Annotated in this window: 11 protein-coding genes and 1 pseudogene; 11 read left to right on the top strand and 1 reads right to left on the bottom strand. The window is 41.6% G+C overall.

Features of this window, described 5'->3' with window-relative positions:
- The first annotated feature begins 41 nt into the window (after positions 1–41).
- The 11 genes and pseudogenes from HMPREF9448_RS08540 to HMPREF9448_RS14220 all read left to right on the top strand — a co-directional run bounded on the left by HMPREF9448_RS08540 (position 42) and on the right by HMPREF9448_RS14220 (position 19,643).
- Complete coding sequence (locus HMPREF9448_RS08540; protein ID WP_229042466.1) at positions 42–1,844, top strand: RagB/SusD family nutrient uptake outer membrane protein; 1,803 nt, start codon at positions 42–44, stop codon at positions 1,842–1,844.
- Positions 1,845–1,889: 45 nt separating this feature from the next.
- Positions 1,890–4,670 (top strand): SusC/RagA family TonB-linked outer membrane protein, encoded by a 2,781-nt coding sequence (locus tag HMPREF9448_RS08535; RefSeq protein WP_040296149.1) that lies wholly within the window; start codon positions 1,890–1,892, stop codon positions 4,668–4,670.
- A gap of 17 nt (positions 4,671–4,687) precedes the next feature.
- Entirely contained in the window at positions 4,688–6,418 is a 1,731-nt protein-coding gene (locus HMPREF9448_RS08530; protein ID WP_008862202.1) for a RagB/SusD family nutrient uptake outer membrane protein, read from the top strand.
- Between the two features lie 30 nt (positions 6,419–6,448).
- A complete protein-coding gene (locus tag HMPREF9448_RS08525; RefSeq protein WP_008862201.1) occupies positions 6,449–7,306 on the top strand; it encodes a PKD domain-containing protein in 858 nt (285 codons plus the stop codon).
- A gap of 23 nt (positions 7,307–7,329) precedes the next feature.
- Positions 7,330–9,885 (top strand): T9SS type A sorting domain-containing protein, encoded by a 2,556-nt coding sequence (locus HMPREF9448_RS14230; protein ID WP_008862200.1) that lies wholly within the window; start codon positions 7,330–7,332, stop codon positions 9,883–9,885.
- Positions 9,886–9,927: 42 nt separating this feature from the next.
- Positions 9,928–12,141, top strand: a complete 2,214-nt coding sequence (locus HMPREF9448_RS08515; RefSeq protein WP_008862199.1) for a GH92 family glycosyl hydrolase — start codon at positions 9,928–9,930, stop codon at positions 12,139–12,141.
- A 17-nt stretch (positions 12,142–12,158) separates the two neighbouring features.
- Positions 12,159–13,799, top strand: coding sequence for a glycoside hydrolase 5 family protein (locus HMPREF9448_RS08510; RefSeq protein WP_008862198.1), 1,641 nt, complete (start codon positions 12,159–12,161; stop codon positions 13,797–13,799).
- 1 nt (position 13,800) lies between these two features.
- Positions 13,801–15,660: an FAD-dependent oxidoreductase gene (locus HMPREF9448_RS08505; RefSeq protein WP_040296046.1), complete on the top strand. Its 1,860-nt coding sequence runs from the start codon at positions 13,801–13,803 to the stop codon at positions 15,658–15,660.
- Between the two features lie 14 nt (positions 15,661–15,674).
- Positions 15,675–16,259, top strand: coding sequence for a Gfo/Idh/MocA family oxidoreductase (locus HMPREF9448_RS08500; RefSeq protein ID WP_008862196.1), 585 nt, complete (start codon positions 15,675–15,677; stop codon positions 16,257–16,259).
- A 736-nt stretch (positions 16,260–16,995) separates the two neighbouring features.
- A pseudogene (locus tag HMPREF9448_RS15010) lies at positions 16,996–17,943 on the top strand (glycoside hydrolase family 5 protein); the annotation flags it as partial.
- A gap of 419 nt (positions 17,944–18,362) precedes the next feature.
- Positions 18,363–19,643: a DUF6383 domain-containing protein gene (locus HMPREF9448_RS14220; protein ID WP_008862194.1), complete on the top strand. Its 1,281-nt coding sequence runs from the start codon at positions 18,363–18,365 to the stop codon at positions 19,641–19,643.
- 704 nt (positions 19,644–20,347) lie between these two features.
- Here the strand turns inward: HMPREF9448_RS14220 and HMPREF9448_RS08480 are convergent.
- Positions 20,348–23,596: a leucine-rich repeat protein gene (locus tag HMPREF9448_RS08480; RefSeq protein WP_008862192.1), complete on the bottom strand. Its 3,249-nt coding sequence runs from the start codon at positions 23,594–23,596 to the stop codon at positions 20,348–20,350.
- Between the last annotated feature and the right edge of the window lie 62 nt (positions 23,597–23,658).

Genomic DNA, 23,658 nt, shown 5'->3' with positions numbered 1-23,658 from the left:
ACGACCTAAAATATTATACCATGTATTTAAAGAATATAAATTTGAAAAGGCTTAAACAGCTTGTTTCTCCCTTACTAATCTTATTAGTTCTGGTGTTGCCGGTCGCTGTCGTATCGTGCGAAGATATGATGGGAAACTATTTGGAGAAACCGCCGGGAGGAGATGTGACAGAAGATACTATATTTTCATCGAGAACACAAGTGGAGACATTCTTAACGAGTATTTATCAGATGGGTATCCATTCTAATTTAGGGTATGCTTCGGCAAACTCGAATGTTTATTCCAATAGGGACGAGAACATTTTCGCCGGAGCTTGCGATGAGGCCGAAACGTGTGCCAACTGGTATCGCATGAACTGGTGGAACGAGGGTTCTATCTCGGCTAATCGTACCGATGATTCTCGATTTGATTATCGTTTTGTAGCTATCAGGAAGATAACGGTTCTTTTGGACAGGATTTATGATGTCCCCGATATTACTCCTGAATATAGAGACCAGTTGATAGCCGAGGCTAAGCTGATAAGAGCGTTGAATTATTTTGAGATGATGAAGCGTTATGGCGGGATGCCTATTATTCGGGAACGCTTGCAGTTGGACGATAATTTGAAAATACCTCGTGCCAGTTTAAGGGAGATGCTTTTTTTCATCTTGCAGGATATTGACGAGGCTTATCCGGCTTTGCTCGATAATGCTTTGCAGAATCTGAGGGGGCGTGTTCATAAGGGAGTAGCGTTGGCGTTAAAGTCTAAGGTATTGCTTTATGCAGCTAGTCCGTTGTTTAATACCAACGAGCCTTATATGGATTTTGGGACGAATAATAATCTCATTTGTTTGAACGAACCTAAAAATATGGTGTGGTGGGAGCGTGCTGCCGCAGTTGCCGATTCTTGCATTCGCTGGGCGGAAACGAATGGTTGTTATTTGATTACCGATCAGGGAGTGGATGCCAATTATCAATATAGTTGGGAGGTGTATGATAATCCCGAGATTATTTTAGCCGAGAAGGCCGCTCAGGGTATGGGTTGTTGGAATCGTCCGTGGTCGGGTATTATTCCGGGCTCGATTATTGCCGGTAGTTCGGGTACAAACGGGACGACGCCTTTGTTGAACTTTGTGCGTAAGTATGAAGATCGTGATGGTAATAAGGTCGAATGGAACGGTGGCGATGATTTACAAGCGAAGTTGGCAAATTTGGATAGACGTTTTGCACAGACTATCGCATATAATTTATCTTGGTGGAATTCACAGACGCCCGAGGTTCAGCTTTGGGAAGCCAATGAAGAACTGGGCGTTGCGGCCGGCAAGCATATCAAGGATTGTTATGGAGGATTTTGGTTGCATAAGTTAGTCTCTCCGTCTATCATGCGTCCCGATAACCAAGAGCCTGTTCCCAATTCTACACTTTTCCAATTGAACGAAATTTATTTGAATTTTGCCGAGGCTATGAATGAGGCTTATGGACCGGACGATAAACATGGTTATAAATATTCGGCAAGAGAGGCTATAAATATTATTCGCGAGCGTTCGGGACAACCGGCTATTTTGTCGGGTAGTGGAATCTATTCCGATTTTAGGGAATTGGTTCGTAATGAACGAGCTATTGAATTAGCGTTCGATAACCATCGTTTTTGGGATGTGCGTCGTTGGATGATTGCCGAGCAAGAAGGAGTGATGAGTGGAGCTATGTATGGCATTAAGATTTATTGGATTAATTCGAGTCCGCAAGAGTTCCGCTATACGCCCTATTTGTATGAGAACCGTACATTTACGAAAAAAATGTATTTGCACCCGTTTTCTACGAACGAGGTTAATAAGGGATATTTGATACAGAATCCAGGTTATTAATTCAGATGTACTATGATCAACATGAAGATAAAGAAAGATTGCCTCATGAAGCATAAAATATTTTTGCTGGTTCAAGGTTTGTTGTTTACTGGGCTTTTATCTGCTCAGGTGGTTCATACCGATTCGACGTTTTCTGAGAAAATGATTCCGATTGCTTATGGAGAGCGGGCAGAATGGGAAATGACAGGTGCGATATCTTCTGTAAAGGGAGATGAAATGTCGAAGTCGTTTACCACGAATGTTGCAAATACTTTATATGCGAGACTTCCGGGACTTACAGTGGGTCAACAGAGTGGAGAGCCCGGGAACGATGCCCCTACGTTGCATGCTCGCGGTATAAGCACGTTTGGAACAGGGCGGGACGTTACTATTATAATTGACGGTTTCCCTTCTACGTTGGAATTATTTCAACAGTTGACGCCTCAGGAAATAGAGTCGGTTAATTTGTTAAAGGATGCTGCCTCTGCGGCGATATATGGGAATAAGGCTGCCAATGGTGTATTGCTTGTAAAGACAAAGAGAGGTGTGAATGCACCTTTGGAACTGAAACTGGGCATTCGCTTCGGTATGCAGCAGGCCATGAGGTTACCGGATTTTTTAGGATCGTATGACTATGCCCAGTTATACAACGAAGCTATGGTTAACGATTTAGGTCCGGGCTCTGAGGTGTATTCTCCTGCCGATTTGGAGGCTTATAAGAATGGAACGGATAAATATAGGTATCCGAATGTGAATTGGTATAATCAACTGCTTCGAACTCTTTCGCCTCTTGCCGACTATGATTTGTCGGCAAGAGGTGGTTCCGATGTCGTACGATACTTCGTTTTATTGAATGTCGCGACGAATAAGGGATTATATAAGGGTACAGAAAAAGAGTCGGATTATACGAAGGACTTTTCGTATACGCGATATAATTTCAGGACGAATGTCGATGTGAAATTGTCGAAACGCATCTCTTCGGAATTTACTTTGGGGGGAAGTGTAGAGGATCGTGTGAATCCTGGGCGAGTAAGGAATGACGTAAGCGGTGAATATAGTACGAATGTATTCAATTTAATTGCAAAACTTCCGCCCAATGCGTTTCCGATTTATCATGAAAATGGCCAAATAGGAGGTAATTCTGCCTATTATAATCCGTGGGCAGAGATTACAGAAACAGGATATTATTCTACGAATAAGCGATCTGCACAATTGTCCGCTAAGTTAATAGGCGATTTGGGTATGATTACCCCGGGGTTGAGTATTTCGGGAGCGGTCGGTTTCAATACGATATATAAATCGTATACCATAGCATCTAGGGATTATGCCCGATATGATATGTCCGGACAACAGTTTGGTGAAACCTCTTCTATGTCTATAAGCGAAAGTGCGTATAATCAATGGCGGAATTTTGTCGTTCATGGTTTTGTGAACTATGATAGGGTTTTCGGAGAGCATCATGTGGATGCTATGTTGATGGGTGGTTATGAGGAATATAACGTATCATCTACCGATTTACCGTATAAGGATATCGTTTCGGGTGGTCGCTTGACTTATTCTTACGATAAGCGGTACGTTGCAGAGTTTTCCTTTGCTTACTCGGGCAACGATAATTATGCACGCGGAAAACGTTTTGGATTTTTTCCGGCCGGATCGTTGGGGTATGTGATTTCTAATGAAGAGTTCCTAAAAGGTAACAAAATAGTAGATTACCTTAAATTGAGGGCTTCGTATGGACTCACAGGGAATAAAGATAACGGATCTACAAGATTCCCGTATAATCAGTATTATACAGGTGGAAACTATTATCTCGGTCAGTCGAATGCTGCATCGTATTATTACGTTCAGAATTATTATGCCAATCCAGATGCTACATGGGAAAAAGACAGAAAATTTAATATCGGTATCGATGCCGTTCTTTTCGATAGATTAAGCATTACGGCTGATTATTTCAAAGAAAAGCGATATGATATTTTGACGATGCCGTATGATGTACTTCCTAGTTTTGTAGGATTCAAGCGTCCTGAATTGAATATAGGGCGGGTGAGTAACCAAGGATTCGAGGCTGTGGTGCGTTATACCGGAAAAGAAACCAAAGATTTGACCTGGTTTGTGGAGGCAAGTGCTTGGTTTGCAAGAAATAAAATATTGTATAATGCCGAGGCTCCTCAAAATTATGCTTATCAGTATAGAACCGGGCATAGGGTTGATCAACCGTTTTTGTTAGAAGCACTGGGGTTCTTTAACGACCAAAACGAAATAGATAGTTCGCCGAAGCAGACTTTTGCAGCGGTTCAACCGGGCGATTTGAAGTATGCCGATTTAAATAACGATAAAAGAATCGATTCGGAAGATTTTAAAGCCATAGGTTATACCGATGTCCCTGAGTGTACTTTGGGTTTGCATGCGGGATTGACATATAAGGGTTTTGATTTCGATGTTTTATTTCAAGGAGCTTTGAATCGGTCGGTTTATTGGAGCGGCTCATATTTCGAAGCCTTCCAGAATGATGGACAGATTTCTTCTATTGCACTGAATAGGTGGACAGAGGATACAAAATCGACAGCTACTTATCCTCGGCTTTCGGCCTCCAATAATCTGAACAATTATCAGTCTTCTTCTTTTTGGCAGAAGAACGGTGATTTTTTGAAACTTCGTTCTTTGGAGATAGGGTATACAATTCCGAAGAATTTGACTCGAAAGATAAAAATTGAAGGAGTAAGAGTTTTCATGAATGGGACTAACTTGTTCTCGTTAGACCATATGGACGGATTTACCGACCCGGAGACTATGACCGGTTATCCGGCAATGAGGACGGTGAGTTTAGGACTTAGTGTTCAACTTTAATATTAAAATTAAGTATTATGAAACCATATAAGATTCCGGTTATTGTCGGGCTATTGTTTTCGGTAGTTTTCTATTCGTGTGACGATCTCCTCGATCCTAAGGCGGAGACTAATTTAACAGAAGAGTTTGCTAATGTTTCGTATAATAATACATTGGCTCGATCGATAGGTCTTTATTCTTATTTGCCAGACGGCCTTTCTTATCTGGACGGTGCAATGATGGCGGCTGCGAGCGACGAGGCTGAATATACTTTGGAAACAGCTTCTATTCATGGTTTTAACGTAGGTAGCTGGAATGCCAATAATAATCCAGACGGATCGGCGTGGGAACGTAACTTTGAAGGAATATTTGCTGCGAATTTATTTTTGAAAGAATCTGACGAGGTCGATTTGGATTATTTGAAATATGACCCTACAAAACAGCAAGATTATCAGAATCGATTGAATAATATTCATCGATGGAAATATGAGGCTCGTTTTTTGAGAGCTTACTATTATTTCGAATTGGTGAAACGGTATGGCGGTGTTCCTATTATAACGGAACCGCTGGGTTTGAAATCCGATTTGTCGACTTTTTCGAGAGATTCCTTATCTGCTTGTATAAGGTTTATTGTCAGTGAGTGCGACTCGGCTGCGGCAGTTTTACAGGCTCCCGATAGAATGACCGACGTTGCCAATAATTTGGGTCGTGCAACGAAAGGAGCTGCTATGGGGTTGAAGTGTAGAGCTTTACTTTATGCGGCTAGCGATTTGTTTAATAAGCCAGAGGAGTGGGCTCCCGGTTATACTCATAAAGAATATATTTCCATGCAAGACGGGAAGAGCCAGCAAGAACGTTGGGAGGAGGCCGCTGCGGCTTGTAACGATTTTATTACGACTTTGGGAAATAAATATCCGATGGACGAGTATCGTTTAATACGGGATTATCAGAATGGTGAGATAATATTCGACAGACGATACGGTTCGACCAATACTTTTGAAAAGAATAATTATCCGGTTGGATATAATTTGGGACAGAGCGGGAATACGCCTTCACAGAATTTGGTGGATGCTTATGAGATGATTGACGGTACTCCGTTTGATTGGAATAATCCGGAGCATAAGTCCAATCCTTATGCCAATAGAGACCCTCGGTTAGCGATGTCGATTTTGACGAATAACGTGGAATTCAAGGATCGTACGATCGAAGCATGGACCGGCGGTCGAGATGGAAAGGGTGTTATTCATGCCACGCGTACCGGCTATTATATTTATAAATTCATAGATCCTAATTTAGATTTGTTGCAGAACCGTACGAGTGTGCATCATTGGGTAATAATGAGATACGCCGAAATCTTATTGAGTTATGCAGAAGCCATGAATGAGGCTTATGGGCCTACGGGTAATGTTGGTTACCGGTTAAATGCCGTCAGGGCTTTGAATCAAGTGAGGAATCGAGTCGGTGTTGAAATGCCGGCTGTACCTACGGCTATATCGAAAGAGGAGTTGAGAGAAAAGATTCGGAACGAACGTCGGGTGGAATTGGCTTTCGAGGATCATCGTTTTTGGGATGTGCGTCGTTGGATGATTGCGCCAGAGACATTGGGCGCACCGCTTCGGGGCGTGGAAATAACGAAAATTTCAGATGAAGAGTTCGAATATAAACCCATTGAGGTGGAAAAAAGAACATTCGAGCCGAAAATGTATTTATATCCGATTCCTCAGGCCGATCTTAATACGACCGGTTGGGTACAGAATCCACTTTGGTAAAGAGATAATAACTAATAAACACGAAATAAGATGAAATCAATGATAAAAAATCGTCTTTTACTTGTGACTGCAATTTGCTTTTTGTTTGCTACATCATGTCAATACGATGAAATTGTAGATATTCCTTATCCCGAATCTTTGGTTTATTTACCGATTGCTGTTAATGGGAGTATTTCACCTGACGGTATCTATACGATTGAAGAAGGAGCATCGACGGCGTGGGTTTCTCCTACGCCGGGACAACCGATGAAATATACAGTGAGGAACGCCGATAATGCCTTTGTTATTCCGTTGGGTATTTATCGTTCGGGTACGGGAAAAACTATTAAAGGCTCTGTAAATGTTTCGGTAATGTTGAATACGGATACGGTTCAAACTTTGATAGATAATGGTGTTTTGACCGATGTGGAAGTTTTGCCTTCTGAATATGTCCTTCAAATACCACAAAATATCCAAATACCCGATGGGAAAAACGAAACGACTTTTGATGTCTCCGTGGCATTGGATTTTTTGAGAAAAGATGCTCCTAAAAAGTATGCTATGGGTATTGTGATTTCTGATGAGAATAATCGTGTGAATAAACAGCTGAATACAGGCATTATATTGATTGATACGAAAATAACGATACCAGTAGCTACATTTACTACACAACTCGACGGTAGCTCATTCGATACGTTCGTATTTACTAATTCTTCTCTTTATTGGGATTTCTTTTCGGGCGAGGAGCCTTTCTCTTGGGATTTTGGAGATGGGTCGGCGATTTCGCATGAAATTAATCCGAAACATCAATATGGAGCTGTTGGCGATTATAATGTAACATTGACGGTAAGGGGGATTACAGGCGAGACGGTTACGGTAACCAATACGGTTTCTGTGAAAAGTAATTAAACAGATAATTTAATTTTTATACGATGAAAAAGATATGTAGTAGTATTTTTAGGGTGTTGGTTATTCCGTATGTAATGTGCGGATTTGTTGCCGCCCAAAACAGTTACACGTTGAATGGGCTTTCGGAGTTAAAGGAGTTTACGGCCGGTTCGGTGGAAGAGACTGTTGAGAATTTGACTTTGATTGAACCGGAGGGAAGCGAGATGATTCCAGAGTCAGAGATTTTGAAATTGACCGATAGAGTAAAGAAAATTACGGGAACGTTGACGATGGAAGGTCTTTCTCAATTGACTACTACAACAGGGTTGATAGATGTGATCGATTGTAGTGAAGCCGGTTTTGTGTTTAGGGATTGTCCTGTATTGAGCGATATGGATGCATTTGCCGATGAAGATAAGTTCTCGGTTATTCATGGCGATTTTATTATAGAAAATTGTCCCCAAGTCATGACGGGGGCGGCTACGGCACATCTTGATAAATCTTTTTCGAAGATACGTGAGGTACAGGGCGATTTGAAGTTGACCAATATAACCACTGCAATGAATAAACCACAAAAGATATTCCCTTATTTGGAAAAAGTAGAAGGTGATTTTGTGGTCGATGGGTGTAGTCGTCTTTATTATTTCACCAATGGGGATAATACAGAGAACATGCCTTTGACTTATATCGGAGGAGATTTGGTGCTGACGAATAATCGGTCTTTGCAGCGATTGAACGGTTTTGGTTCTTTAAAACATTTAGGGGGTAATGTTTCTATTTTAGATAACGGTGCGATACCAGAAGAGCCCTCTGATGACAATGTTATCGGATTTTGTAAAATCAAATATTATGAAATGGCTGGTATATTGAACGAAGAAGCCACGGTACAGTTGGGGCGGTCGACCAGCCTGATTGATTTTAATAGTTTGTCACCGTGTCCTTACGAGGTGGTTGAAGATATAAGTGGAACGTTCAAAGCTGTGCCGGCCAATCGGTTTCTCAATTCCATTGGCATGAATACATCGATAAACAGTAGGGGTGAAAATGTGAATACCACCGAGGAGATTATGCGATATTTGGGTGCTCGGTGGATTCGTACGAGTGTGGGGGGCAGTGTGAGTTCACTTACTAATCTGCCGGAGACTTCGTTACCGGGAGCCGGCACGTCGATAGCTTCGTATAAACAATTGTATGATAATGCCGGTATTCGATTCAGTGCAGGGCTGGGAGCCGGGGGACAGGAACGGAATATTCCCAATTTAATAAATAATGTCAAGCGAATTATCGATGCGACCTCTCCGGACGCAATTATTGCGATCGAAGGGAACAACGAGCCTAATAATAGAAATTGGTATGTAATTTTTGAAGGAGAAGTCGGCGGAGGGAATAAAGAAGGAAAAAATAATTGGAAGCCGGTGGCTCGTATGCAGAAGAAGTTGTATGAAGATGTGAAAGCCGATCCCGTGTTGGGGAAAGACGGGTATAATTATCCGGTTTGGAGCCTTACGTATGGTGGAGCTTCGGGAGAAAATGTCGGGTTACAGTATCTCAAAGTTCCAGAGGACGATATGGCAGTTCCCGAGGAATTCAGAGGAGTAACTTTTGCCGATGTCGCTAATTTACACAACTATTTTAATCATCCGAGTTTCAAGTTTCCACAAAATAATCAGACATGGAGAGCCGCTGAGCCGAGTACGAATGTGCCACCGGGTTGCGATGTGCTGTATCGGCATTTCGGTGTGACGTGGTTAAATAAATACAAAGGGTATTTGACCGATGAGGAGTTAGAGGCGTTACCCCGTGTCACAACTGAAACTGGGTCTACGATAAGCGATGCTGTGACGGAAGAGATGCAGGGATTATTATATATGTCGCTTTATCTTGCGCAATTCGCTCAGGGATTTGATTACACGGCCATGTATTTGCTGACCGACCGACGAGATGAATCGGGAAACCAAAGTTTCGGTTTTTACGATAAGTTTTATAATCCGAGACAATCGGCTCATTATCTTCATAATCTAACGACTATTCTAAAAGATGATAAAGATATTGACGAACCGGGTGAATTAACTTATTCTATTACAGGCCGCACGATAACTGTTCATGATTTATTGCTCCAAAAGAATAACGGGACCTTTGAATTGGTCATCTGGGGAGAGAAGTATGAAGGTGGTAGCGATCGGATAACTGTCGGTTTTGATCAAACTTATGACGAGGTATGGGTTTATAATCCGACTAAGGGGACTGCTCCCGAAATGGTATTGAACAATGTGAATTCAATAGAGTTGGATATCTCCAATCATCCTTATATTATTGAAATAGGGGAACATCCAGAGTCTTCTGTGGAGGATATGAAAAACGATGATTTCCAGATTCGTGCATTCCCGAATCCTGTAATTAGGAATTTAACGATTTATTCCGATACGGAAATAGGAAAAGTTTCCTTGTTCGATATGATGGGCAATTGTGTCTATTCGGGCAGAGTATATGACAAAGTTTACACTGTCGATATGGATAACTTGCCTGCGGGTGCTTATATACTGAGTGTTCTCGATGAGTCGGGCAACTGTATAAAAAAGCAGAAAGTGATAAAGTCTTAATCTTGTCGGGTTGAATTGCTAATTTTTTAGATATCTTATATTATGAGAAATTTATTGTGGATATTATCAGGAGTTTTGTTGGTTACTGCATGTAATAATATTTCTTCATCTGATGGAAATGAAGACGTGCTTTCTTTTGTTAATCCGTTTATAGGGAATGCCGATAATGGACATACTTTTCCCGGAGCATGTGTGCCATTTGGGTTTATACAAGCAAGTCCAGAAACAGGGAACGATGAGTGGAAATACTGTTCGGGATTTAATATTGCAGACGATTCTATCATGGGATTTGCCCAAAATCATTTGAATGGAACCGGTTGTCCCGATTTGGGAGATGTATTGATATTCCCTTTTAGCGGAGATGTGAAAAATGGCATATATAAAAGTGCATATGATAAAGCGACTCAAACGGCATCACCCGCATATTATAAGGTGAAATTGACCGATTCGGATATAGATGTCGAGGTGACAGCGACACAGCGTACCACTTATTATGTATGTACTTATAATTCTGATGCGCCCGCACGAATGTTGTTGGATATGCAAAGTGGAGTCGTGTATAATCAGGACCATTTGAAAACACATGTTTTGTATGCCGACATGAATATGCCTGATAATTGGACTATAACCGGACATCAAGAAGTTAAAAATTGGGTACGACGCCATTTCTTTTATGTGGTAAAGTTCGATAAGCCTTATACCGTGAAGGAGATATTGCCAGCTCGTGAAGGGGAGAAAGCCAAACGAATGATTTTAGAGTTTGATTTAGAATCGGGAGAATCGGTACAGATAAAAGTCGCTCTTTCAACAGTTGGTATCGAGGGGGCTCAAAGTGCTTTGTTAACTGAGAGTCCCGATTGGGATTTCGAAGCGGTTAAAAAAGAGAGTCAGGATTTATGGAGGGAATTGTTGTCGAAAGTTTCTGTGTCAGGAACGAAAGAGCAAAAAACAAATTTTTATACATCGTTATATCATCTGTATATTCAGCCTAACGATATTGCCGATATAGATGGAAAGTATAGAGGTGTTAATGACAGTGTGTTCGTTTCTAAATCAGGCACATATTATTCGACGTTTTCTTTGTGGGATACCTATCGGGCTGCACACCCTCTTTATACGATTTTGATCCCCAAACGAGTACCCGGAATGATAAATAGTTTGTTGGATTATCAGAAGGTACAAGGGCATTTGCCGGTTTGGACGTTATGGGATAAAGAGACATATTGCATGATAGCCAATCATGCGGTTCCTGTCGTTGTCGATGCCTATTTAAAAGGGTTTAAAGGATTTAGTCCAGAAGATGCCTATAATGCGATTAAGGCTTCGTTGACGGTGAGTCATAAAAAATCGGATTGGGAAACTTATGATAAATATGGTTATTATCCATTTGATATAACTACGGTAGAATCGGTATCCCGGACATTAGAGTCCGCCTACGATGATTATTGTGCTGCGCAAATGGCAAAAGCAATGGGTAAGGATAAGGATTATGAGTTTTTTATGAAACGGGCCAGTGCATATAAATCGTTATTTGATCCCGGCACGAAGTTGATGAGAGGAAAGGACTCGAAAGGAAAATGGCGTTTTCCGTTTAATCCGTTTTTGTTGTCTCATGCAGCCAGCTGCGGTGGGGATTATACCGAAGGTAACGCATGGCAATATACTTGGCATGTGCAACACGATGTGGCGGGTTTAATTGATTTAATGGGTGGAAAGGAATCTTTTGCTATGAAATTGGACTCGTTGTTTATGTTGGATACGATAGCCGAGAATACAGGCTTTGTCTCGGACGTCAGTGGATTTATCGGGCAGTATGCACATGGGAATGAGCCGAGTCATCATGTCGTTTATTTGTATAATTACGTGGATCAACCGTGGAAAACCCAAGAGTTGATACCAGAGATATTCGAACGATTCTATAAACCAAAACCCGATGGTTTGTGTGGAAACGACGATTGTGGACAGATGTCTGCATGGTATATTTTTTCTTCGATGGGATTTTATCCGGTAGATCCGATTAGTGGAGAGTATGTTTTAGGAGCTCCACAAATGGATAAAATATCCATTCAGTTGACGGAAGACAGAGCATTTGTCGTAGAGGCGAAGAATCTTTCCAGAAAGAATAAATATGTCAAATCGGTCGAATTGAATGGAAAGCCGGTGAGAGGGTTGACGATCAAGCATGAGGATATAATGAGTGGAGGTCATTTGGTATTTACAATGACCGATGAACCGGTGAAAAGAGTGTTGAAGTAATATAATAATGTTGCCGTATGAGAAGAATAATTGGATTTGTCACGATGTTTTTTTTAGCTGTGACAGTAGTTTTCGGGAAATCTCAGGAGAATATTATAGATATTACATTTAATAAGTTAGGTGCTGTTTATCATAAAAACGAGTCTGGGAATTCAGTTTGTAAGGTTATAAAAGCAAATAACGATATTACCTATAAGGTTGTGGTCGAGATAGTGGATATCGATAAAAAACCGATTGGTTATAAGAAAACGTACACGCTGTCGAGTCCTTTCGAACGGTATTATTACGTTCCGTTCCAGTTCTCGGAATTGGGCTATTATTATTTGAGCGTAAGTTTTTTACACGGAGATAAAGTCATATTCTCGAAACAGGAAGGTTTTGGCGTGATACCCGATGTGACCCTTACGAAGAAAGATTACGATTCTCCGTTTGGCGTAGGAGCTCATTATGCTCGTTATGGAGACTGGCGGGTGGCCGAGATTCAGCAAGCATTGGGTATTGCTTGGGTCAGAGATGTTGCGAGATGGAAAGATTTTATCGGTACTGCGAGAAATACGCCCGATCCTTTTATCGATTATTTAGACCGTCACAATATTTGTTGGTTGCCTATTTTAGACTATGTGGATGCCAATCATGGCTGGCAAGATGAAAATGGTATCTGGCGTTGGGACGAAGATGTGACGAATATCAAAAAATATGTCGAGATGAATGAGAATCGTATTCTTGTTTATGAGTCGCAAAACGAGCCTAGTAATTTTGCAGGGTGGAATAAACGATGGCCCCATCCGCAAGGACAGAAATGGCGTCCGCAGGGTTGGGGTGTCCCTTTTACCGATCTGGTGAAACAGATGCATGATTCTATTAAAGCGGTAAACGGGGATATAAAATTGATTTGGCCCGGAGAGGAAGAGTGGATCGAATATTTCGACGACAATCGGGAAGATGTCGCCAATCATATCGATTTTACAGCGATACACCCATATATATTGTGGAGGAAATATCCCGAAACATCTCCATTCTATGATGGCTTTTATAAAATGCAGAAAGAGATGCTTAAAAAACGGAATATCCCGACCGAGATTTGGGTAACCGAAACCGGGTGGACAACTTATCTTCCCGATAGTATACGTCGTCATTTCCCACCTGTAACGGAATATCAACAGGCCCAGTATTTGGTACGTAATTATTTGGTACAGCTTTATTTTGGGGCGGGAAAAATGTTTTGGTATGAATTGGTGGAAGAGCCTTTCGGCGTTCATCATCCAGAGTCGGGATTCGGTATACTTCGATATAATACTATGTTGACTGTTAAGCCGGCAGCGGTAGCATTCGCCAATATGGTTAATAACTATCGATATTTGAAGCCGATAGGAAAGTACTTAGCAAAAGATCGCAAAACTTATGGTTTTATTTACGAGAATGAAAAAGAGAGCGGAGCCCCTGTACTGAGTATTTGGAGAGAGGCTGATGAAAAAGAGGAACTTATCCCGGTAAAGTATACGAAGTCATTGACTGGGGTTGATATATTTGGTCGTACCATAGAGATACCTATCATTGATGGTATGGCACATTTACCGTTATCCATGTCTGTTTTGACTGTGAGTGGATTCGATATGGACGATTTGAAAAACTTGTATGAACCCAAAGAGCAATATTGAAATGAAAAAGGTACTGTTGAAAATTTTGTTTATATTCTTTCCGATTATCTTGTTTGCCCAAAACAATTATTACGATGTGGTCGTGGTAGGTGGAACTCCGGGGGGAATTATGTCTGCTATCGCAGCATCGAGAGAAGGGAAAAAAGTGGTGGTTTTAGAACGTTCGGCACATATTGGAGGGCTTCCCGCTAATGGATTGGGGGCTACCGATATTGCGACGCGGGGAGCTACTACCGGTTTGTTCCGAGAGTTTGTGAATCATGTACTGGATTATTATATAGAAAAATACGGGAAAGACTCCGAACAGGTGAAGGTTTGTAGCGATGGGTATCATTTTGAGCCTCATGTAGCGGCTTTGGTTTTTGAAAAGATGCTTGAACCGGAGAGAAAGAATATTACTGTTTTGACCATGCGCCAATTCGATTCCGAAACGAAGAATGTTGCGATGGACGGTGCTGAGATTCAATGTATCAGAATATACAACAGGGATACCAAGAAATGGGAACAGTATAGTGGTAAAGTGTTTATAGATGCGACTTATGAAGGTGATTTAGGAGCAGCGGCAGGAGTTCCGTATTCGATAGGCCGCGAAGGTAAGGACGAATATAATGAAATAGGAGCAGGGCGTCTTTATAAATTGTGGTTGGGCCCTGAATTAGAAGGAACGACTAATGAAGGCGATGGAAATATTCAGGCATATAATTATCGCCTTTGTTTGACGAATGATCCATCTAATCGTATTTTGCCAGAGAAGCCTAAGAGATATAATCGTAAGGAATACCTTTCTTTGGTAGAGGACGTTTATACAGGTACATTCGCCGGAGTAGAGATGTTGAGTGTTACTCCTGAGATGCAGGTAGCTAACCGAAGACATATCGAAAATGGAGGAACTACACAAATACCGGGCGATCCTTGGGGAATAGCGAAAATTACGAATATGGTTGATTTACCTAACGGAAAAACGGATGCAAATAACCAGCATTTAGCTCTAATCTCGACAGATTTACCCGAAGAAAATTGGCAATGGCCCGAAGAAAATTGGCAATGGCGAGATAGATTTGCTCAAAGATTGAAAGAGTATACGTTAGGATTATTGTGGTTTGCCCAAAATGATGAAGCACTTCCGAAAGCTTTTCGAGATAATGTTAGAGAATGGGGACTGGCAAAAGACGAGTATATCGATAATGGCAATTTCCCGAGACAAGTTTATGTGAGAGAGGGGCGTCGTTTACATGGAGAACATTTTTTTACAGCGAATGATGCTTATCCCGTGGCGAAAGGGAAACGTCCCCCTTTGTATAGCAATAGCATTACTGCTAGTCATTATGCTCTTGATTCACATGCTGTTCATAAACGGGAGAAAGGTAAGATTGCTTTGGACGGATTCTTTAACTATCAAGCGTCGGTCTATACGGTTCCTTTTGGCGTGATTCTGCCGAAAAAAGTCAATAATTTGTTGATTCCAGTACCTGCTTCTGCTACTCATGTAGGCTTTTCTACTTTGCGTATGGAGCCTTGTTGGATGGCATTGGGACAGGCTGCGGGTATAGCTGCCGCTCTTGCGATTGAGCAGAATAAATCGGTGAAAGAGCTCGATATAGAGGATATTCAAGCGGAGTTGCTAAAAGAAAAAACTACCTTAATGTATTTTAAGGATATAACCGTCGATAGTCCAGATTTCGAGATGGTTCAATATATGGGACTTCGAGGGTATATAACCGATTGGGTCGCCGATTTGGACGGACCTATGGATAGGGATACGGCTAAATCTTGGAGCACGATGTCGGGTATAACGATAGAAAAATTTAAAGGGAAATCTCGTCGAGATATTCTTCAAGCCGTTTATGATTTGATCAGATAAATTTATACGGTATTATGGGGTATAAAAGTTTCTGTTGTTTGCTTTTGCTTTTAACGGGTAATGTTTCGCTTCGGGCGCAAGGTATAGATGATATTTCTCCTATGGCGATTTACAATATCGGGTTAGTGGGTTGCGATTCCATCGGTGTAAATGTTTTGAAGACTTTTATATCAACCGGTGAAGCTAGATGTGTGGCTGTATTCGACGAAAAGACTACTTTGGCAGAGAGTGCGGAAAGAGAAATTACATCGATTCAAGATAAGGCTCCTTTGTTATATAATGATTATTGCAAAATGCTAGACCGGAGAGATTTGGATATTGTACTTATCGCTGTATCGAAAGAGGAACAAGACAAGTTCTTTTTGAAGGCTTGTGAGTATGATAAAAATATTTATATCGAGATATCCCAGTGTTTATCGCCGGAAGAGATACAGCCTCTTGTCGATGCAACACATAGAATGTCTGGTGTAGTACAGGTCGGGCGTAGCTCGTTGGGAGTAAACAATATGATTGCTCGTATAAAAGATTTTTTGTCTTTTTTGAGCGGGTTGAAAGATAAAACTTCATATCCGATAGAGAGTGCTGTTTGTCTGGAATAATAAGAATAATAAAAAAGACAAAGAAGGTGTGCCGCTTAGCGGTGCACCTTCTTTATTATTTGAGGGTCGATTGGTTAAAGTGTCAGTATAGGATAAAAAAGATGTAGTATTTGCCTGAATCAAAAACTTCCTTTGTAAAAGTTTTAGTAGAAAGGAATATACCATGAGAAAATTGCTATCATCTGTATTCTTATTTTTCGTATTGATTGCAAGTGCTAATGATAAGTTTTTAGTCAATGATTTTGAATCGGGGCTCGGTGGAGCCGGTAATGCATGGGGCGGGGTTTGCGAATGGATTGATAATCCTTTGAAAGATGTAAATAATTCTTCGTCGAAGGTTTTGAAGGTAAGTAGCAGTGAATTTGCAGCGACTTCGATTCCGTTTACCTTGCCTAATGGTAAGGTTTTGACGGACTATATGGGTGTGCGGTTACAATTGGCTGTTATCGATGCGTGTGGCGAGAATATACATTGGGTAGGGTGTGATTTGGGTGTACAAGATAATGTGGGAAATAAATGCTGGCCGGGTTCGGCTTCTTGGCAAACCGGTGAGTTAAATACATGGATAACGCTTGAATTCTGGTTGGACGAAACGATTCTTTCGGCTTGGCTTGCCGGTGAACATACAGATGAGTTGAGCTTATTGATGAAAGTAGGGCGTCAGAAATTTATCTATATTATAGACAATATCGAGCTGATTGAAAAGGCAGAGTATGTAGGGGACGGAACTCAAAATTATTTTGGAGTGAATTTATCGGGGGCAGAGTTCGGCGGTATTTATCCCGGGGTAGATGGTACTCATTATGGGTATCCAACGTATAAGGACCTCGATTATTTTAAGGGGAAGGGATTGAACCTTATCCGTTTTCCATTTCGTTGGGAACGTATCCAACGTGTAATGAACGGACCTTTGGATGCAACGGAGTTGTCTAAAATGAAAACTTTTGTTCAGGCTGCCGAGAATAGAGGTATGCCTGTAATTCTCGATCTACATAACTTTGCTCGTTATTCGTTCGATGGTGGGAAAACCTATACGTTAATAGGGGAGTCGTCCAACCTTACTGCCGAACATTTGGCCGATGTGTGGAGAAAATTGGCGCAGGAGTTCAAGGATTATAATAATATTTGGGGATACGATATTATGAACGAGCCTTATTCTATGCATCCTTCGGCTCCCTGGGTGAATATAGCTCAGGTAGTTATCGATGCTATTCGAGAAGTAGATACGGAAACTCCTATTATCGTATGCGGCGATTCATTCAGTTCTGCACGTTTTTGGGTCGAGTATAGCGATAATCTTAGGACATTGGTAGATCCGTCGGATAATCTCATATTTCAGGCACATCTTTATTTTGATAAGGATTATTCCGGTCAATATTTAAATTCTTATGATGCCGATGGTGTTACGGCTAATACGGGTGTTGAGCGTGCAAAGTATTTCGTGGAGTGGTTGAAGCGATATAATAAGCGAGGGTTGTTGGGTGAATATGGAGTTCCCGACGATGATCCTCGTTGGTTGGAGACACTGGAAAATCTGTTGATCTATTTGCGGGATAACGGTGTGCCGGGAACCTATTGGTCGGCAGGCCCTCGTTGGGGTGATTATAAATTGGCTGTACAGCCTTCTAATAATTATACCGTGGATCGTCCGCAGATGTCTGTTTTGGAAAAATATACGGTTACTGCCGGAAATGAATCTGGAATCGAAGAACGTGCGGATATATCGGGAAGCGGATTGAAAGTTTCCTGTATGGGTAGGGAGATTACATTGAAGAGTGAAAAGCCTTGTGAAGTAAGTGTGTGGAATCTATCGGGAGTATTGGTACATAAAGTATCGGTATTGCCAAATTCGCCTGTTTATTTAACTCTTTTACCGGGATTTTATATGGTGGAACATATAAAAATTGTCGTTAATTAACAGCTTGTTATCTTGTAATAAATATAATTGTTAAAAATGATAATATAGTATTAGTCTTAGATAAAAGAGTACTACACTTTTCTTTTTTATAATTCTGTTACGTCGAATGTTTATTTTAATTTTACATATGAAATAGAACTGTAATTCTATGGATATAAAAATGTTTAACTTAAATAGTAGATAACATGAAAAAAACATTATCTCTTTTGTGTGCTGCTTGTATAGCAGTAGGTATGCAGGCTCAAACCTATATGGTAAACGATTTTGAGTCTGGGTTGAATGGTGCGAATGCTGCATGGGGCGGTACAGCCGAGTTAATAGACAATCCTTGTTCGTCGAGCGATAACTCGTCGACAAAAGTGTTGAAAGTAGTCAGTACCGAATTTGCCAATGTGGCTATTCCATTGAACTTGCCGGAAGGAAAGACATTGGCCGATTATACAGGTGTTCGTTTACAACTTGCTGTGTTGGAAGGGTCGGAAAATATCACATGGGTCGGTAATGAATTAGGATTGGTTGATAATGATACCCAAGAGAAAACTTTTCAAGTAGCTCAGAATTCATGGGGAGACGCTACGTATAATACTTGGATGTCGCTCGATTTCAATTTTGATGAAACAATTTTGGCTACTTATTTGGACGGTAATCATGCTAGTACAAGTTTGTTGATTAAGGTGGGGCGTCAAGCGTTCAATTATGCCATTGATAATATTCGTTTAATCGAGAAAGAACAAGTTGCCGATCCCAATACTATCTTTACTTTCGAGACTATGGATTTAGGTACGACTCCTCGTTGTGGAATGCCGTGGTCGGGGTCTTGCGAAGTGGCCGAGAATCCTTACACGACCGGTATCAATACGTCATCGAAGGCTTTAAAGGTGAATGGAGGCGAATGTTCTCCCGTTACGTTTACAGAGGCTCTTCCTGCTGGTAAAACGTGGAATGATTATTCTGGAATCAAGTTGCAAGTCTGCTTTTTGGAAAGTGGCTTCGAGTGGTGTCCTATTGAGATGGGTGTTCGTACCGATGGTGGCTCACACATCAAGTTTGGTTATACGGTTGATGCAAGTACCGGACAAGAAGGCGCTGGTATCGGCGATTATACTCCGGGCGAGTGGTTGGACGTAGAATTGAAAATTGATCCGGCTATGATTACCGATGAGGCTAAATCTGTCAGAACCATGTATCTTCGTTTGATGAAGTCCGACTTATCGTATTTGTATGACAATTTGGTCTTGATCCCCAGCTCTTCGACTGGTGCTGTTTCGGAGGTGGTAACCGATGATGTGAAAGTTTACGGAGCCAATGGTTGTATCAATGTAGATTTGCAAAAAGATATGCAGGTGACTGTGTATAGTGTAGATGGAAGAATCGTTTCTTCGCAAATGTTGTCGAGCGGTCGTCATACGGTAGAAGTACCCAAAGGTATTTATATTGTTAATCGTACAAAAGTTGCTGTATTCTAATAGGTGGAATAGATAGTGTGTTTATGAAGTGGGGGCGGCTGTATGCTGCTCCCTCTTTTTTTGTGTCGCAGGCGAGAGGATTAAAGTCTCCTCTGCTGTGTCGCGGAGCAATATAGTGAAGTTCATATAGGTTGGAGGAGAGGGAGTAAGAAAAGGTAAAGTAAGGTACACCCGCTAAGGAAAAACGCTTTTAATAGGGTCGAGAGGGCACTTGCCGGCGGAAGAAATAGGGCGAGGTTTTGTTTGAACATGGTGAGTCCCACAGCTCTTTTCTCCTGTCTTGCTCCGTAGCATTACGGGGTGTTTGGGGAAGTCCTCTCAGAGTAAAAGGATTAATCTTTACAGTCAAAAAATTTATGGAATCTTTCCAATCCTCTATCTTCGATGAAGAATCGAAGCGGGGGGAGAAGGAGAAATACAATCCATTTCATTCATTAAAATTCAGGTCTATTCCCACTAAATTTCTACTGAGTCGTTTGTCCTTCCCGCGGTTGGGAAGAAAATATATCATTATACAACACATAGGAGAAGAGGAAATACTCTGCCTCAAATAGGGGAGGTGTTACGTAGTGACGAAGGGGGTAAAAGAAATGATATAAGCAAATAGGAAGTGAAGTACAGAATCTCAATACAAAAAAATTGCTCAGAGCCATGTGGCTCCGAGCAATTCGCTGTGAAAACAAAAATCTAAATTGGAGAATTGATTATAAAATGATCTTTTGACCGTTTACGATATAAACTCCGTGAGGAATGTCGTTAACAATGGTTTTTCCGGCTTCTACTTTTTGCATGAGAACCATTTGTCCGGTTATGTTATACACAGCTATTTCGGTGGGTTCATTCGAGATGATAACCAGATTCCCGTCGGCGGTGTAGATTTTTGAACCGGTTACGGTTTCGTTGTCGATTGCAGTAGGCAGTTTGGCCGGTAAATCGAAGGAATCGGGAGCATCCGTACTCCCTTGTTTACATATAACATAACATTCAAAAGGAGCGATATCGCGGCTGTTGTTAACAAATGAACTTCCGGTATTATTGATTGCATATATTCCCTCGGTAGCCGATACGGTTTGCAAAGTTGCTATCATGTCAAAATCTTTTCCTTCGACGGCATTAAATACCGGAGTTGCTGTAATCTCGGCATTAGAAGCACTGAATGTAACGTCTCCGATGATGTTGATGTGTTCGTCTAACTCGGAAGAATTCGGGAAACAAATGATATACGGAGTATTGGCAGAGAATGTTTGTGTAGCTGCAAAACCTTCGGTTGTAAGTTCTCTGAGCCAGAACGGATTCTTGGAAGTATCGTATTCACCTTCTGCATTATAAGCACTGAGTTCTACTTGTTCTCCCGCTTTATTTCGAGCTTGGATTGTCGAAACATCGAAGGGTAAAACAATCCCTCGCCAGCCGGTTGTCTCTTGTGCATTTGTCGTCAGACTTTCTTCGATCGTGCGGGTATAACTGATGGCATCGGCATGAAATGCAGTGGGGGCTTCGAAAGGCATTGCATCGGTCAACACGATTTTTTTAGCGGTTCCATTAATAACTACGTTGTTATTTTCGACTTGGGCAGAAGCCGGTGCATAGACCAAGCAGTTGGGATTTGCTGCAACGGGGACTTCGAAATATTCGATAACTCCGGTCATATCGATAGATGTGACTTTTTCGTTCGAAGCAAATAACGCTTGTATTTCCAGAGCATCAGGTGTTGACCCCGATATGGTTATCTTTTTAGCTGTCGCTAATAGATCGGTAGTCTCCGGTGAAACTTCCTCATTGTCGGCTGTGATATTCGCCAAAGGAACGATTGTGTTCATGATCCCATAAATGCTAGATTCTTTATAAACCGAGATCGACGTAAAAGGAACTTTGAGTGTACAGTTTTCAGGTTTGAAAGCTCCGGTAAAAGGGGAGTCGCCGTTACCGGTAGCTGTAACCGGTGGAGTGAGCGATTTACATTCGATTGTCGACAAAGAGCGGCAGTCGTAAAATGTCCCCGGTGAAATCGATTGAATGGTTTTGGGGAAAGCAATAGCTTTCAACGCATGACAGTTCGCGAAAATCCAATCTCCGTCTATTTTTTCAAGGGTGCTGGGTAGGGTAACACTTTCCAAAGTGGAACAGCCGTAGAATGTACCTCCGGGGAGGATTGTTATCCCTTCGGGAATGCTGATAGAGGTTAGTTTCTTACAGTTATAAAATACACCGGTTCCCAAAGATTCGGCGATGGCCGGCATATTTATTTCTTCTAAGTTTGTACACCCGCTGAAAACATCGTTCCCGAATCGACGTACAGTTTCCGGTAGAACGACTTTTTTCAGAGTAGAGCAACCGAAAAATGCGTGATAGGCGACTTCAACAGCTTCTTTCGGTAAGATAACGGTTTCGATGACTGTATTGCTTAGGAACATTTCTTTGGGAAAAACATTTTCGACGGTTTTCATTCCGTTTAAATAAGCTTCGCCACCCGACACGATTTTACTATTCAGCATATCGAGATATTTCAAAGAAGGAAGTTCTCGAATTGTTTTTATGTCCGAGCTATTTAAATCGCCTTGTAAAATAAGTGTTGTGATCGTATCGGTTGTGGCAGAAAGCAGAGAGGATAGAGTCCCGGCAACGTCTACTCGGATAACCCCTTCGGGTACATCGGGTTGAGGTTCTCCTTTTTCAGCGACTATTCGCATGGCGTTGATATAGGAAAATCCCGAAGTGTTGTTACTGCTTTTACCGATAGTCAATACAACGACTCCTTGTGCCGTGGGTTTTATGCCCTTTACGGTAGCGACCGACGAAGTGTTGGAAGCTGCGTCGATGGTCGCACTTCCGCTATTTTCTCCCGCATAGGTATAGGTTGTTTCTCTATTTCCATCGCCTGCCCGAGAACCGAAAGTTTGGAAAGAATAAGTTGCAGTCGGGTTTAAGCCAGATATTGTCAAAACGGGATTTTCTCCATTGGAACTGAAATTACTTGTCGAAATGGCTGTGTTCATGTCCCAAATAGCAGAGTTACTGCCGTTGTTGGCCGCATGGGTAAAACCGGTAGTAATTTCTATCGAAACGGTCGTTGCGTTTCCAGTGGAATCATTCAGCATGTCGACTCTATATCCGCTGGCTTGGTTGTTAACATTATTCCAGCTATCGAGTCCGGCTTCGGCAGGACCGAAGTTAATATAGATGGGAGTCGTAGATATTTCTACCGGGGTACTCCCTGCTATTTCGGGGATATTGGCATTTTTGACGATATTAAATAAAATGTCATGAGCGGCATCATTCAAATGCACACCGTCACCAGAATCGTATTCGGTGCGTATAAAGCTATATCCGTCTTCGGTCGCTATGGGAGTGTAGAAGTCGAGTGCGTATTCGCCATATTTATTCAATATGCTATCTGTCAGTTCTTTGAATTGATCTCTTGCTGCTTGCTTCCAAATGTCGGGTTGATGTTCTTCGCTGTATGGACCATCATACTTTTCCCCGAAATTATGGGGCTGTGAAGTGGTAATCCAAACTTTTACACCAGCAGCTTTCGCCAAATCTATGATAGTGGCGAAATGTTTCATTTGCGTAGCGACAGGAATACCGTTCGATACATCGTTGGTGGGCATGTTGATAATGATCGCGTTCGGCGACAGGCTGAGCGCTTTGGTAATATTTCTTTCTGTATCGACTTCGAGAATATGGTTTCCCGTGTCGTAGGGATCGGTTCCGGTCGGCATGATTGCACATGTGGTATAACCACCTTTGGCCAGATTGGTAACCGTGTTGGTAGGGTCTATCGATTGCAGGTAGGTGCGATACTGATTTACCCAAGCTCTATTGGAGTCGGAGACGCCTGCTCCGGCTGCTGTCGATGAGCCTAATACGACAATTCTGGTTCCTGCATCGGTAAAAAACATAAAGCAAGAAACCAGTAAGAAGCATAATGTACTGAGGATTGTTTTTTTCATATCCGTCTTCATGGTTTAATTAATAAATAATATTTATCCACAAAGATACGGGCGTGTACTTA

This window comes from Barnesiella intestinihominis YIT 11860 (genome assembly GCF_000296465.1).
Classification (GTDB): Bacteria; Bacteroidota; Bacteroidia; order Bacteroidales; family Barnesiellaceae; genus Barnesiella; species Barnesiella intestinihominis.
This window is presented reverse-complemented; position numbering and strand designations above follow the sequence as displayed.